Annotated in this window: 11 protein-coding genes; 5 read left to right on the top strand and 6 right to left on the bottom strand. The window is 60.3% G+C overall.

Annotation, left to right across the window (positions count from 1 at the left end; genetic code table 11):
• Positions 1–246: 246 nt before the first annotated feature.
• Positions 247–1,449, top strand: coding sequence for a CRISPR-associated ring nuclease Csm6 (csm6, locus tag R6U20_RS07970; RefSeq protein ID WP_410337330.1), 1,203 nt, complete (start codon positions 247–249; stop codon positions 1,447–1,449).
• Between the two features lie 90 nt (positions 1,450–1,539).
• On the opposite strand, the gene R6U20_RS07965 is transcribed toward csm6, so the two are convergent.
• The 4 genes from R6U20_RS07965 to R6U20_RS07950 all read right to left on the bottom strand — a co-directional run bounded on the left by R6U20_RS07965 (position 1,540) and on the right by R6U20_RS07950 (position 5,510).
• Positions 1,540–1,842: a DUF4258 domain-containing protein gene (locus tag R6U20_RS07965; protein WP_410337329.1), complete on the bottom strand. Its 303-nt coding sequence runs from the start codon at positions 1,840–1,842 to the stop codon at positions 1,540–1,542.
• Positions 1,843–3,068: 1,226 nt separating this feature from the next.
• Positions 3,069–4,253: a hypothetical protein gene (locus tag R6U20_RS07960; RefSeq protein ID WP_410337328.1), complete on the bottom strand. Its 1,185-nt coding sequence runs from the start codon at positions 4,251–4,253 to the stop codon at positions 3,069–3,071.
• A gap of 86 nt (positions 4,254–4,339) precedes the next feature.
• Positions 4,340–5,191, bottom strand: a complete 852-nt coding sequence (locus R6U20_RS07955) for an S-adenosyl-l-methionine hydroxide adenosyltransferase family protein (RefSeq protein WP_410337327.1) — start codon at positions 5,189–5,191, stop codon at positions 4,340–4,342.
• Positions 5,192–5,240: 49 nt separating this feature from the next.
• Positions 5,241–5,510 carry a hypothetical protein gene (locus R6U20_RS07950; RefSeq protein WP_410337326.1) on the bottom strand — a complete coding sequence of 90 codons (270 nt, stop codon included), beginning with the start codon at positions 5,508–5,510 and terminating at the stop codon, positions 5,241–5,243.
• Positions 5,511–5,534: 24 nt separating this feature from the next.
• Here R6U20_RS07950 and R6U20_RS07945 point away from each other — a divergent pair, with 24 nt between their 5' ends.
• A complete protein-coding gene (locus R6U20_RS07945) occupies positions 5,535–6,218 on the top strand; it encodes a GbsR/MarR family transcriptional regulator (protein ID WP_410337325.1) in 684 nt (227 codons plus the stop codon).
• A 198-nt stretch (positions 6,219–6,416) separates the two neighbouring features.
• A complete protein-coding gene (locus R6U20_RS07940; protein ID WP_410337324.1) occupies positions 6,417–6,794 on the top strand; it encodes a YraN family protein in 378 nt (125 codons plus the stop codon).
• Between the two features lie 67 nt (positions 6,795–6,861).
• Here the strand turns inward: R6U20_RS07940 and R6U20_RS07935 are convergent, their stop codons facing one another.
• Together R6U20_RS07935 and R6U20_RS07930 are read right to left on the bottom strand one after the other, a co-directional pair.
• Positions 6,862–7,410: a cupin domain-containing protein gene (locus R6U20_RS07935; protein ID WP_410337323.1), complete on the bottom strand. Its 549-nt coding sequence runs from the start codon at positions 7,408–7,410 to the stop codon at positions 6,862–6,864.
• A gap of 289 nt (positions 7,411–7,699) precedes the next feature.
• Entirely contained in the window at positions 7,700–8,746 is a 1,047-nt protein-coding gene (locus tag R6U20_RS07930; RefSeq protein WP_410337322.1) for a glycosyltransferase family 4 protein, read from the bottom strand.
• Positions 8,747–9,394: 648 nt separating this feature from the next.
• Here R6U20_RS07930 and R6U20_RS07925 point away from each other — a divergent pair.
• Positions 9,395–10,234 (top strand): YihY/virulence factor BrkB family protein, encoded by an 840-nt coding sequence (locus R6U20_RS07925; RefSeq protein WP_410337321.1) that lies wholly within the window; start codon positions 9,395–9,397, stop codon positions 10,232–10,234.
• A gap of 402 nt (positions 10,235–10,636) precedes the next feature.
• Entirely contained in the window at positions 10,637–13,165 is a 2,529-nt protein-coding gene (locus R6U20_RS07920; protein ID WP_410337320.1) for an acyl-CoA dehydrogenase, read from the top strand.
• Positions 13,166–13,391: the final 226 nt, after the last annotated feature.

Here is a 13,391-nt window from a genome sequence, read left to right as displayed (position 1 = left end):
ACGGTCTATCTCTCCGGTAACTGGATGAAACAGCGGCTTTGGCAGCCCGTTCTCACCGCGCGGACTGTAGAGAGCCGCTTGCGCGGAAGCGGGAGCTCTACAGTGGAGCTGCCGCTTTTTTTGTTGTAGGGCCCGCAGCGCGCATCCCTATGTCAAGACCCATATCAAAAAGCGCTTGCTCCTGTACGCCGAAGTAGGTATCCTTTAGTAAGATATCTCGCTTCCACTCCCCGATCCTCTTATCGCATGGCCGTTGCGCGTCCGTACAACCTCATTATTGCCGTGGGCATGTCGCCGGCGGTGGTTACCGAAACCATCTTCGAGATCTACTACAACCGCGAGCGCATCCCAGCATCGGTGGATGTGGTCACAACGCGGCAAGGACAAGCCTTTGTCGAAGCGCTGCTGCTTGGCAAAGACCGCCTCAACCCCTTTACTGGCGAGCCCTTTGAATCCGCCAAGGACCGCTGGACGCCCTTCTGGGAAGATGTGCTGGAGCGGCCTGAGCCCGTCGAAATTGACTTCCATGTAGCGCAGGCCAATGGCGTCCCGCTCGACGACATTCGCGACATGGGCGACGACACGCGCTTTGCAAATGTGTGTTACGCCCTCGTAGAAGAGCGCACGCGGCCCGATGAGAATCAGCTGGTGGGATCCATTGCTGGGGGGCGCAAAACGATGGGTGCGCACCTTATGACCGCATTCAGCGTCTACGCCCGCACCAATGATCGCCTCACGCACATCCTGGTGCACGACCCCGACCTGGAGCGCGACCGTGAGTTCTACTATCCGAACCCGAAGGAGCATGGGGCCAACTGGCGGCGCATGCTCGACCTGGTCGACATTGAGTTTCCGCGGCTTCGGTCTATTTTGAGCGAGGAGCAGATCATCCAAGAGATGAAAGACCGCGCCCAGGGGCTCGAAGACCTGCTCGCTACGCTCACACCTCATGCCCTGTCGGCGCGCGACGTAGAGCGCGTGATGCTGGAGTTGGAATCTGGAAGTGCCCGCCTGGTGCTGTATGGGACCGAGGGGCAGCTTGCGCAGTGCGCCCTCACACCGCTGACGGCTGCTACGCTTGCGGTGTTTGCTGAACAGCGCGCGCAGACCGTAGATGCCGTACCGGCCACATCCATGTACGCGCCCGACGCGCACCAGGCTCGCCGTTCGTCCGTGCAAAAGCAGCGCAGTGCCATTGCAGCCCTGTGCGGAAGCGATGCCTTCAAGCCCTGGACCAGTGCCAACGACGTGAGCAAAGCCATCAGCGCATATCACCGTAGGCTCCAAGACACGCCGCTTACCGAGCGCCTGCTCGACATTGAAGGGCTGTCGAGCGATCCGCGCAGCTACGACTGGCACGGCCAGGCTCCCAATCTGCAGATTGCTGCCACGTATCCGGATGCCAACAACTGGCCGTTCGACGTGCTCGGCAAGCCGATTAAACTGTAGCGTACGGGTGCCATGCAATAGCATCTGAAAAGGGCCCTGCCGAAATCGGGAGGGCCCTTTGGGGGTTGGGTCGGATGCGCGAGAGGGATGCTACGCCCGAGGCAGCTCGTCGGGGTTGCGGTAGAGCGTCACGATCGTGCCGTTCTTGATGCGCGTGGCCACCACCTGCACCCCGTTGTCAGAGGGGCGCACCGCGTCGTAGCGCTCCACCTCCTTGCGTCCGAGCACAAAGTGAGCCGCACCCCGGGCGTAAATCACCCGTCCGTAGCGCAGCGCCCGGCGGATCGTAGCGCGGTCGATGTCGCGCTGGCGCATACGCTGTTGGGCGTGTTCGCTTACCGTGTAGCGGCCCGAGGCTTTCGGGTAGTGGGCGCGGTCAATGGTCCAGGTCATAGGCGTCACCAGTTGGTTGCGTTAGGGGGATGCGAAGCCTGCACCGCTTGATGCAGGGATAGCACTCAACCTAAGGAGCCCTAGCGCGGTCGCGCGCCTGAATGTCGGCCCGCCGGTGGTGAATTCAGCGTCGGTCACTGATCTTCGGCCCCGAAAACGGATCCATGCGGCAGACGAATAAGGGATTGCACAACACGAGGCGCCCGGCTCACAACCGTTTGGAAAGCTCCTTTGCGGAGTCTCTTCAGCGGCTGGAGTCCGGCCTCGGTGGTGCCATCTCTCGCTTCACGTTCGTCTGCCGCACATCGTGGCTGCCTCTGTTCCGCAGCCTGGCAGTATGTGCCCTCGGCCGCCTTGGTGGGGACCAGGCCGGGGGCACTTTTTTGTTGGGGCGCGCTGGCGGGATGCGCTGGCGAGATGCGGTGGCGAGATGCGGTGGCGACGCCCCTCGAACCCCCAACACAAGTCATGCTGAACGCAGTGAAGCATCTCAACGCCCAGCAGTCGGGGCGCTCTGCTGCTCAGTGTCCATGGGCAGTCCCCATGCGTAGCGAACTCACGCGTACCAGACGTGCCAATAGAGATGGCGCTGGCGCCTGGTAGTGCTCTGTCAACCCTGAAAGGTTGGGTTCAGATGCGTATTTCCCCCTCCATCCTACCCTTCCTCCCCGGAGAGGAAGGAACTGTGAGGTGCCCCTTCCCAAGTCCCCCTCGGAGGAGGGGGATTTAGGGGGAGGGATTCCATACTATCACACAACCCGAAAAATTATCCTTGACACAGCAGTAGTGCTCTGTCACAGGTCATTCTGTGGGTTAAACCAAGATGGATACGCGTGTCGTGCCGTCCCGAAAAGTTCCTGCTAAACACCAAGGAGATGGTTCGACTGCGCTCACCATGACAGGCTTCGTGGGAGGGTGATTGCAAGGCAACCATCAAAATGAGGGTTGACAGAGCACTAAGTAAAGACAGGTATGAAGTGGGGGGTTGTGCGTTTCAAATCGGTATCATGTGCGCCCCAACGTTCTTCATACACGCGCTCATTCGTACGGTGCTACGTTTCACAGAAGTGTGTGCTCTATATGATTTTACGGAATCCCTCTCCCTAAATCCCCCTCCTCTGAGGGGGATTTGAGGAACGCCTTCCACGGTTCCTTCCTCCTCGGGGAGGACGGGTAGGATGGAGGGGCATCCACCCGGCAATCCCCAAAACCATTGTCGAGGTCACTTATGGTTCGATGCGTTGGGGGCGCGTGTCGCGGGCAGCAGGGGCAAATACAGCTACATAGACATGGTCGCGCACGCGCCAGAGCAGCACAGACCGCTCGCCCACCGATTGCTCGACAAACGTATCTTCGGAATCCAGGGTTTGTCGGATAGCGCGGGGCAGCTTTGCGTTTGGTTCGAGCCGGTCGAGTTGGGCGTACGAGTATACAAACACGTACAGCGGCGCCCGAGCATCAACGTCGCGGTAGCGGAGTACGGGAATGGGATCTGCATCAATGGGCAGCGCCGCGAGGCCTTCCAAATCGGCACGGTCAATGCGCGGGACAGATAGGGACGCCTCTTGTTCGCGTGTCCAGAACGCCTGCACGCTGTCGGGCGATGCCGTGTCGAGGAGCGTCTGCTCGGCCCCGACGTGTTGAACCGAGAAGGTAAGCAGGTCGGTGGTTTCGGATTCGGGCTCCGAAGGAGAAGGCCAGAGCGTACGCACGCTCCATGCCAGCACCAGAAGCAGAAGCAATCCGGCAATGACGCCTCCGGTCTTGAGCCACTGCCGCCGCCGCCGGGCGGTGCGTTGCGTGCGCGTCTGGGCCGATGGCGTCCGCTCGGTCTGAACCGTTTGTGCCACCTGCTTGCGCAGCGCCGACGGCGGCGTACCGTACGACTCGCGCAGGAAGGTGCGGATGCTGTCATCGAGTTGTGCATCGGGAAACGCCGTATCAACGAGCATGCGCTGCGGGCCTACCAGCATGTCGCGAAGCGAAGCACGCAACGATGAGCGGGCCGAGCGCACCGCTGTTTCCAGATCTTCGGCTGAGAGGTCAACCAACGAGGCCAGCGCCTCGGAGGAAAGGTCTAACCCCAGGCGGGCAGCCAGGAGGGTGCGATCGCGTGGCGAGCAGGCAGCCCAGGCCGCCGGAAGCGTATCTTGCACCAGCGCTTGTGCTGCGTGCGCCCGCAGATCGGGCTCGGCATGCTCCGACGCATTGTGGTCGCTGTAGGCTTTCAGCGTGCACTCCATCAGCCAGAGCGTGCGATTCGCGGGCCGGTCGCGGGGCGGCACGGTGGCAGCCCGCTGAAAGACACGCGTGGTAAGGGTGCGCGCCTGATCGGGACCAACCAGCGTACACGCCAGGGTGTACACCGCGTTTAGATGCTGAAGGATCGAGGGCGCGTCGGAGTCGGACATAGAGAGCGAAGAACAAGGCAGCATGAGGCAGGCTGCGTGGCACAGATGCAGCCACGCTACGCAGAGTCAGCTTATGCACGATCCGCTTAGGGCAGATCGGTAGCGCGCTCCAGCGAACTGGGCAACAGCTTTACCGCATCGCTCTTGCGGATGTTGAGCAGCTCGGCGGCATGCCCACTGTTGACCGCGATTTCCAGAAAGTCGCTGCTTCCAAAAAGCATGAGCGGGTCGCCCTCAGCGACAGCGGCATAAGTGGGGTGAAGCGCATCCAGAATCGTTGAACCGACGTAGCACTTTAGCGGAAGCGGTTGCTTGGGGTTTGGGGCAGCCAACTGGTCGGCATCGATGTTCGGAAACGCCTCGGCAACCGTATCGCGCTGGATGTTGGTGATGCAGTTGCCAAACCGGTCGATGTCCACAATCCAGCCTTCTACCGAGTGCTGAACCACCATCGGCAAGGCCCAACGGAGCGACGACATAGCGTCGATAGGCGTCCCCACATCGTGGAGCGACGCTCCGGCGGCCAGGTGAGCAGCTACAGGAGCAAAGATATCCCGCCCGTGGAAGGTTGAACTGGGGGTTTCTGTACGCCAGAAGTTCGGATTATCCAGTTCAACAATTGTATCAGGCGTTTCCTGATTGAGGAGCAGCGAGAACACGCCGTTGTCAGGGCCAACAAACCACTGATCGTTGTGCTTCAGTGCGATGGCCCGACGCTCCGACCCTACACCCGGATCTACCACCACCAGGTGCACCGTACCTGCCGGAAAGTGCGGCACCGCTCCTTGCAGTACAAACGCAGCCTCCATCACATCTTGCGGGCTAACGTGATGCGTAATATCGACCAGGCGTGCATCAGGTGCAATAGAGAGCATGACGCCCTTCATGGCAGATACATACGCGTCTTGCGTCCCAAAATCGGTGGTGAGTGTGATCATAAATCGGGATCCGGTAGAAATCAGGGTACAATAGAAGTAGCAAAGACGGTCATCGAAAGATGGCCACGGAAGGAGGCGCACTGAACCGGCCATTCTTAACGTACAAAACAGTACCGTCGTGTGCATCCGACCAGGCCAGCACGGGGCTAAACTTGTATGCAAATAGGAAGAAGGAACGCCGGAAGAGGCGCGGCACGGGCGCTTTGATGGGGGCCGCGTTGGTCAGTTCGCGTACAGAAACAGCACAGAAGCTGTGCCTCGGACCGGTTACAGACGGAACCATCTGGTAGGCCGTGGGAATACGTACAGCATCAAGCATGCTCATGTACGCGCTGGTTTCAGTATGTCCGTTTCGTCGTCTCCCTCTGCCTCTGATGCATACGATGACGCCGTTGCTTCGTTTGTTGCGTTCTGGGGTGAAATGGCTTCGCAGTGGGGTATCAACCGTACAATGGCGCAGATCCATGCCCGTCTGTTCTGTGCGGATGCGCCCATGAATACCGACGAAATCATGGAGGCGCTGGACATTAGTCGCGGCAATGCGAACATGAACCTGCGGTCGCTCTGCGAGTGGCAGCTCGTTTCCAAAATGCGTATGCCCGACTCTCGCAAGGATTACTACCAGGCCGACACCAATGTGTGGCGGATTACAGCACGCATCATTGAGGAGCGGCAGCGGCGCGAACTTCAGCCGGTACGAACCCAACTGGAGGGCTACCGCACCGAGCTGCCCGATGTAGGAACCCCGGCGTCTACTGCACGCACCGACATGCTGCACGAGCGCCTGGATGCGCTCATCGAACTTATTGAGGCATTTGAGTCGGTTTCGGAGGTGCTGCTTCCGCTTGTACAACGGAACGACACCGACACCCTAGAGCAACTGGTGCAGATGGCGCGCATGGTGGCTGCACAGTCCACACCACCCCGCGATGCCCATGACCACGATGGGAATGACGACACGCAATCCGGAAGTCCCTCGTCTCCAAACGGTGCACCGCACCCTTCAGCGTCTAATGCGTCGTCATAGCAGGGCACGTGATGTCCACTCCGCAGGCTCCGCCGAGCTCCGTCGAGGACCGATACCGCAATGTCGCAGCCGGATTGGGTCGAGCGGCGCACCATGCGATTCCCCCACATGAGATAGCGTTTCACCGACAGCATAGCACATGCTGACCAGCCGTTTTCGACAAGCGAACGTTCGTTGTATTCAATCTCCTCCATTTTTATGAGCAGCAACACTGATCTGGGCGCGCGTGGCGAAGCGTTGGCGGCATCGTATCTGGAAGACCGGGGCTATCATATAATTGAGCGTAATTACCGGTTTGAGCGTGCCGAGGTCGACCTCATCTGTTACGACCCAACGGCTCAGCCAACGGGTGATCTGGTCTTTGTAGAGGTGAAGACGCGCTCGGGACTCGGCTATGGCGCCCCTGAGGAGGCTGTCACTGAATCCAAAAAGGAGCAGCTCGTAAAGGTATCAGAGGCGTATCTGCACCAGCATCGCATGGAGCGCTCCAGCGCGCGCTTCGATGTGGTTGCTATTGTGCTGCGTCGGGGCGACGAGCCCAACATTGATCACATCCAGCATGCCTTTTGGGCATAATCCGAACACGACTCGGGGCCAGTTCACGCCAACTCTGCTACAACCGGAGGGGGGATCATACATCAGTTCACGCATCGGTATCTGGCACGTAGCGCGCCTTTAAGTCAGCCTGGGTCTTCTGCACAGGTGGCAGCTGCGCCAGCAGTTGCATGCCCCACCGCACCAGCGTTGGCGTAGCGGTGCGGGTCGTGCCCCCCAAATCGGTCAGCGCTGCGCTATGTGTAAGTTTTGTGGGCCGCCCCTCATCATTGACTGCGCCATCGCGTGCCAGGCCGTACAAGATGCGTAGCATGTGTTCAAACCCCCGGTGGCCCGGACGCATCTCCACTCGAAATCGCACCGGCTCATCCGTTCGGTTTTCGAAAAAGTGCGGTACGTCGCGTCCTACGCTGGTGCGATTGCCGCGCCGCAGCGTGCGTGTGGCCCCGTCGATGCCAATCGTAAGCGCTCCCTCAAGTACCTCCACATGTTCCGTAAAGGCATCATGGTAGTGCTCGGCATCGCGCCCGCCAGGCGGCAGTTCGATTTCAATCACGGTCTTTGCCCCGTCCGATTCATTGGCGGTTGTGCGGAAGGTAACCGTATCGTTGTGCACCGGATTGTAAATGCGATCCATGGGCCTGGGGGCTGCGCGAAACAGTGGGAAGAGCCACCCCAAAGATCTGCAGCATTTCACAGAGATGCAAGATAATGTATTTTAAGGCATTGCTTTCAGCCATGAGATCACATATGCAGCAGTTACTATTGTGTATCGGCGCTGCACGCATGGAACGTGAGAACGTGCCGCAGTTGCAGACCACACATGTTGCCTCGTTGCGAGGCTTTGCAGGATTATGAAATTAGCCGCCGTACGCTACGACTCTTTTCGTTGGGGGCGCGTCTGATCTCGAAAATTCGCCCCGCCGTCACCCACGCGTATCTGCTACCTGCTGATACAGGTCGATGGTGCGCTCAGCCAGCACATCCCAGCTAAACAGATCGAGCGGAGCCTGGTCGGGGCGGTCCGTTTCGGTAGCCCAGTGCAGCCCCGCATCGAGCTTCGACGCCAGCAGGCGTCCGTCGAAGGTGTGCACCCAGCTGCTGCCCACATACTCTTGCAACTCGCGCATGGCACCACGGGCAGGCACCATCACCGGACGGTTAAACGAGAGGGCCAGCAGCGCTGCTCCGGAGTGCAGCACGTTGTCGTACGGCAGCGCCACCAGGTCGGCAGCGGCCATATACGTGGACACCAGATCGGTCGGAATGAAGCGCAGGTCCAGCCGCACGCGCGGGTCTGAGGCAGCGGCGTACTGAAGCGACTCGCGCAGCGTTGCGTCTACCGGATTGCCGGCCACAAGCAAGCGCGCCCGCGGATGCTCCATCGACTTGAAGGCCCGAATGAGCCGCCCCACATTTTTGTACGGGCGGATGCGGCCAATGTAGAGGATTACCGGCGCATCGTCGTCGATACCCAACGCCTCGCGCCCTTCCGCCCTCGGTACAGGATCCGGATAGGCCGTTCGGTAGTGGCCATGGGGCACCACCTTCGAGGGCACGCGCTCTAACCGCGGATGCTGCGTGCGCGCCAGTTCGCGTCCTGTTGCACTCAAGCTGATGTAGCCATCGACCTGCGGGATGAAGCCCGTCCAAAACAGGCGCTCCAGCAGCGGATGGTAGTTGTCGTGCGGGCCCAGATCGTGGACCGTCCACACCACCGGGATGCCCCGTGCTCGCGCCCAGGCCATCAGTGCAAGCTCGGCCATCATCATCCCCCCAGCGCGGGCCACCGAAGGATAGCTGAGCACATCGTCGGGCCAGTGCACATGCCACAGGTCGTACGAGCCTTTCAGGGCGCGCTCGGGCGTAAACTCATGCACGTCAATGCCCTGCTTTTCCAGCGCATCGCTGAGGAGACGATTGTACGGATTGCCCGTAGTGTTGGCGTATGCTGGCCAGGCCAAAACTTTCATAGAGGATGCGGCGGGTGAGTGCAGTATCGAATGCGGCCGTAGTCATTACGGAAACAACAAGCGTTAATTTCGACCTTGCATCGCCCAAACGCAAGCACGCAAACGCCCCATACCTGATTTGTGAGGCATGTTCATGGATGTATATGCTTCCTGGACATCATACTTCAGTTCACGCATTTGCATGGCGGCCTGCCCGCCTCTGCATCTACCGGACGCCACCTGTCCGGTCCCCCAGGTACGCGGGTATGAGGATGTGCTTGTGCGTACAGAATCAGGTGGGGACCTGTGCACGAGCGTTCACTTCGACATAAGCCCCCTTCTGGAAGCCGCGCTTCTGCTTCCCGCCGCCCTGCGCTGCAACGCGTGAGGCGGTTTGTTATGGGGGCGTGTTGTATGGCTTTATGGGAGAACACAGCGCCTCGATTCCCATCGCCCAGATCGATGCATCTATGAAGGCCCACCTCCTGTCCGCCAGTGCGGACTCGCATCCCTCCATCCCTCCATCCTCTCACCTCCCCTACACCAAAGAGCACCTCCAAAATCCACAATCCCAAATCCAAAATCGACCTCCGAACGTGGCACGCCTCCCCACGTTGGAACGCCTGTCCCATGTGCTGCCGCCCGTAGTATCCCGAGTATCCCGCTGTCATGTCCGCATCCACCGCCCGTGCGCTCCTGGTCGCCACCTGGAACGCGTACAGCGCCGATAAAGCCGAGCGCCTGGGAGCGGCCCTCGCCTACTACGCCATCTTCTCGCTGGCGCCGCTGCTGGTGTTGGCGCTGGCCGTGGCGCGTCTCGTGTATGGAAAACAATCCATGCAGGCGCAAACCGCACTCCTCGATCAGGTCGAATCCGTCGTTGGGCCTGCCGGACGCACGCTCGTGCAAGACATGCTCAGCAAGGCTTCGGTTGACGGGCAAGGCACCATCGCAGTGATAATAGGCAGCGTGCTGCTCCTTGTTGGTGCCACCGTCTTCTTCGCCCGGCTGCAAGACGCAATGAACACTATTTGGGACGCCACCTCCGTACACACCGGCATCAGCGGCTTCGTACGCAGTCGCCTCCTCTCGCTGCTGCTGGTGCTGCTTGTGGGGGTGGGCCTGGTGGGCAGCCTCGTGCTCAGTACGGTGCTCAGTGGATTGGCCGGTACCCTTGGCGGTGTGTGGAGCCTATACCTTGCGGAGCAAGTCGGCACGCTGGTTGTGCTTGCCGGACTCTGCGCGCTGCTTTTCCGCGTCCTTCCCGATGCCGATGTGCAGTGGCACGACGTGTGGATGGGCGCTATCGGAACAGCCGTGCTTCTTCGCCTGGGCACCAGCGGCATCGGATGGTATCTCGGAAGCACCGCCGCCGTCTCGGCCTACGGAGCTGCCGGAGCCCTTGCCGCGCTGCTCCTCTGGATGTACTACGCCGCACAAATCTTCTTCCTGGGCGCCGAGTTCACCACCGTCTACGCCGCCCACCAGCGGGGCGATATTGCCGAATAGCTCGGTTTACGCAGAAGCAAATAGGAGAAAGAAGAAAGCCCATGTAGGCAGCAAGCACGCCCCACGTCGACGCAGCACCATGCATCCCACCTGCTCCAGCAGTGCTACGGCCCGCCGCTCGGCACCATGCCTCGTGCCCAACTCACAGCCGCGCGGGGGAAAGGAATCTGCTCCCGATCAGAGACGACCCTCCCTCCGCATCGTCAAGACCGACCCATCCTGCGAGGTGAATCCACCACCCGGTAAAAAAGTGGAGTTCTTGCAAAACATAACACTGTTAAGTATGTTAGGGTTGTAACTTAACGGTGTTAACTGCGACACACTGTCGCTTCCTGTTGGCTGTTCTTGTGAGGCCAACGGCATGCTGCCGCTGCTCTGCTCATTCACACCCAGGTGATTCTTATGGATCTCCCCCTATTCGATATCTTCGCTCAACTTCCGCTCTGGGGCGTGGGCGCCGGTGTGGTGCTTGTGCTATTTATCCTTGGGTTTACCGGCGCACCACTCGCGGTGTGGGCCGTAGCCGGAGCCGCCGCCCTGTACGGAGCCGGAGCCGGACTCGCGGTCTGGATTCCGTACCTCGCGCTGGTAGCGCTTTTTAACGTACCGCCGCTACGCCGCCTGCTCTCTGGTGCCGTCATGCGCACAATGGAAGCGCTCCAATTTCTGCCGGCGATCTCTGAAACCGAGCAAACCGCTATCGACGCCGGCACGGTGTGGATGGATGGCGAGCTCTTCTCCGGCAAACCCGACCTCAAGAACACGCTCAACCAGCCCGTCACCGAGCTGTCCGACAAGGAGCGCGCCTTCCTCAATGGCCCGGTCGACGAGCTCTGCGACATGGTCGACGACTGGGAGATTCACCAGCGCGGCGATCTGACCGAAGAGGCCTGGGCGTATCTGAAAGAAAAAGGCTTTTTCGGGATGCTCATCCCCGAATCCTACGGCGGACTCGACTTCTCCGCTGAAGCGCGTAGCGCCGTCGTCGAAAAGCTGGGCACCCGCTCGCTGCCGCTCTCCATTTCGGTGATGGTCCCCAACTCGCTGGGTCCCGCCGAACTGCTCCTGCACTACGGCACGCAAGAACAGCGCGACCACTACTTGCCGAAGCTGGCCAGCGGCGAGATGCTGCCAGCCTTCGCCCTCACCGAACCCAACGCAGGCTCAGACGCAGGCGCCATGACCTCTAACGGCGAGGTCTTCCGCGACGACGACGGCGAGCTAAAAATCCGCCTGAACTGGAAGAAGCGCTATATCTCGCTGGCCGCCATTGCAGGGGTGCTCGGCCTCGCCTTCAAGCTGCACGACCCCAACAATTATCTCGGCAAAGGCGAAAACCTCGGCATCACCTGCGCGCTCGTGCCGACTGACCTCGACGGCGTGAAGCTCGGCCGCCGCCACGATCCGCTGGGCATTGCGTTCTACAACTGCCCCACCGAAGGCGAAGACGTCGTCGTTCCCATCGATGCGATCATCGGTGGCAAAGATGGTGCAGGCAAAGGCTGGGGCATGCTCATGGATGCGCTCTCAGCCGGACGCGGCATCATGCTGCCCGCCCAGGCTACAGGTGGCGTTAAGTACTGCACCCGCGTGGCTGGCGGACACGCTGCGGTACGCGAGCAGTTCGGACTCTCCATTGGTAAGTTCGAGGGCATCGAGGAGCCGCTGGCGCGCATGTCGGGCTACTCGTATCTGCTCGAATCTGCCCGCCAGTACACAAACGGCGCAGTCGACAACGGCGAGAAGCCATCGGTTGTCTCCGCGATTGCCAAGTACCAGTTCACCGAGCTTCAGCGCGACGCGGTGAACGACGCCATGGATGTGCTCGCCGGAAACGGCATCTCGCGGGGCCCGAAAAACCTGATGGCCAACGCCTACACCGGCGTGCCCATCAGCATCACCGTGGAGGGGGCGAATATCCTCACGCGCACCATGATGATCTTCGGTCAGGGCGCCATCCGCTGCCATCCGTACGCGCTCAAAGAGATCGAGGCACTCATGGAAGGCGACGTGAAAGCCTTTGATAACGCGTTCTGGCCGCACATCGGCCACGTAGTACGCAACGGATTCCGTGCCTTTGGCCTGAGCCTTACACGCGGTCGCCTCGCTTCGTCGCCGGTTGGCGGACCCTCCGCGAAGTACTATCGCAAGCTTGCGTGGGCCTCAGCCAGCTTCGCCTTCTGGGCAGATGTGGCCATGGGCACCCTCGGCGGCGGACTGAAGCGTAAGGAGAAGATCACCGGTCGCTTTGCGGATGTCCTTTCGTGGATGTACATGGCCACCGCCACGCTCGCACGATTTGAGCGCGACGGACGCCCCAAAGAGCAGGAGCCGTTCATGCACTGGGCGCTTCAGCACGCCTTCGCCCGCATCGATGAGGCGTTTGAAGGGCTGTACACCAACCTGAAAGTGCCCGGACTTACGTGGGCACTGCGCGGCATTGTAGCGCCCTGGTCGCGGCTGAATACCATCGGCTCCGACCCGTCGGACGACCTGGGCCACACCATTGCCCGTGCCATCCAGCAGAAAGACGGCGCGCGCGAGTGGATCACCGAGGGCGTCTACACCAATAACGACCCGACCGACCCAATTGGCCAGCTGGAGCATGCGTTCGACCTGAGCCGCGAGGCGTATCACATCGGGCAGACGATCAAGGACGCGATCCGCAGCGGCGACCTGCCGAAAGCGCGTCCGCTGACCCTGCTCGACGAAGCGCTCGACCAGGGCATCATCAGTCAGGACGAATACGACCTGGTGCAGCGGGCCGAAGACGCCAAGGCGCAGTACGTGAAGGTGGACTCGTTCACACTCGACGAATACCGCGCCAGCATTCGGCGTCCGGGGGCACCACGCGGCGACGGCGCGCCCACCCCGCAAACCGCAGGCGACGGTGCTCCGGCCGCCACGCCCACAGATCCAGAAGCAGCCTAACGGAGGCTCGACACACCTGGCGCCAAACCGCGCCATACGTCGTAAAAGAAAATAAAGACTGAAGCTCCTCAAATAACTGAAATAACTTTATCTGGGATGGGCGAGCCATTTTTAGACATAGATTTATTAAATAAATTTGATATTGCTAAACATAACGGATATAATTTATATGCTCTAACAAATGGATCGAAAGTAAATAAAGAAAAATTAAATTACTTATTCAAAA

The sequence above is a fragment of the Longimonas sp. genome, from assembly GCF_046498435.1.
Lineage (GTDB): Bacteria > Bacteroidota > Rhodothermia > Rhodothermales > Salinibacteraceae > Longimonas.
The sequence above is the reverse complement of the archived record's forward strand: the minus strand, read 5'-3'. Positions and strand labels throughout refer to the sequence as shown.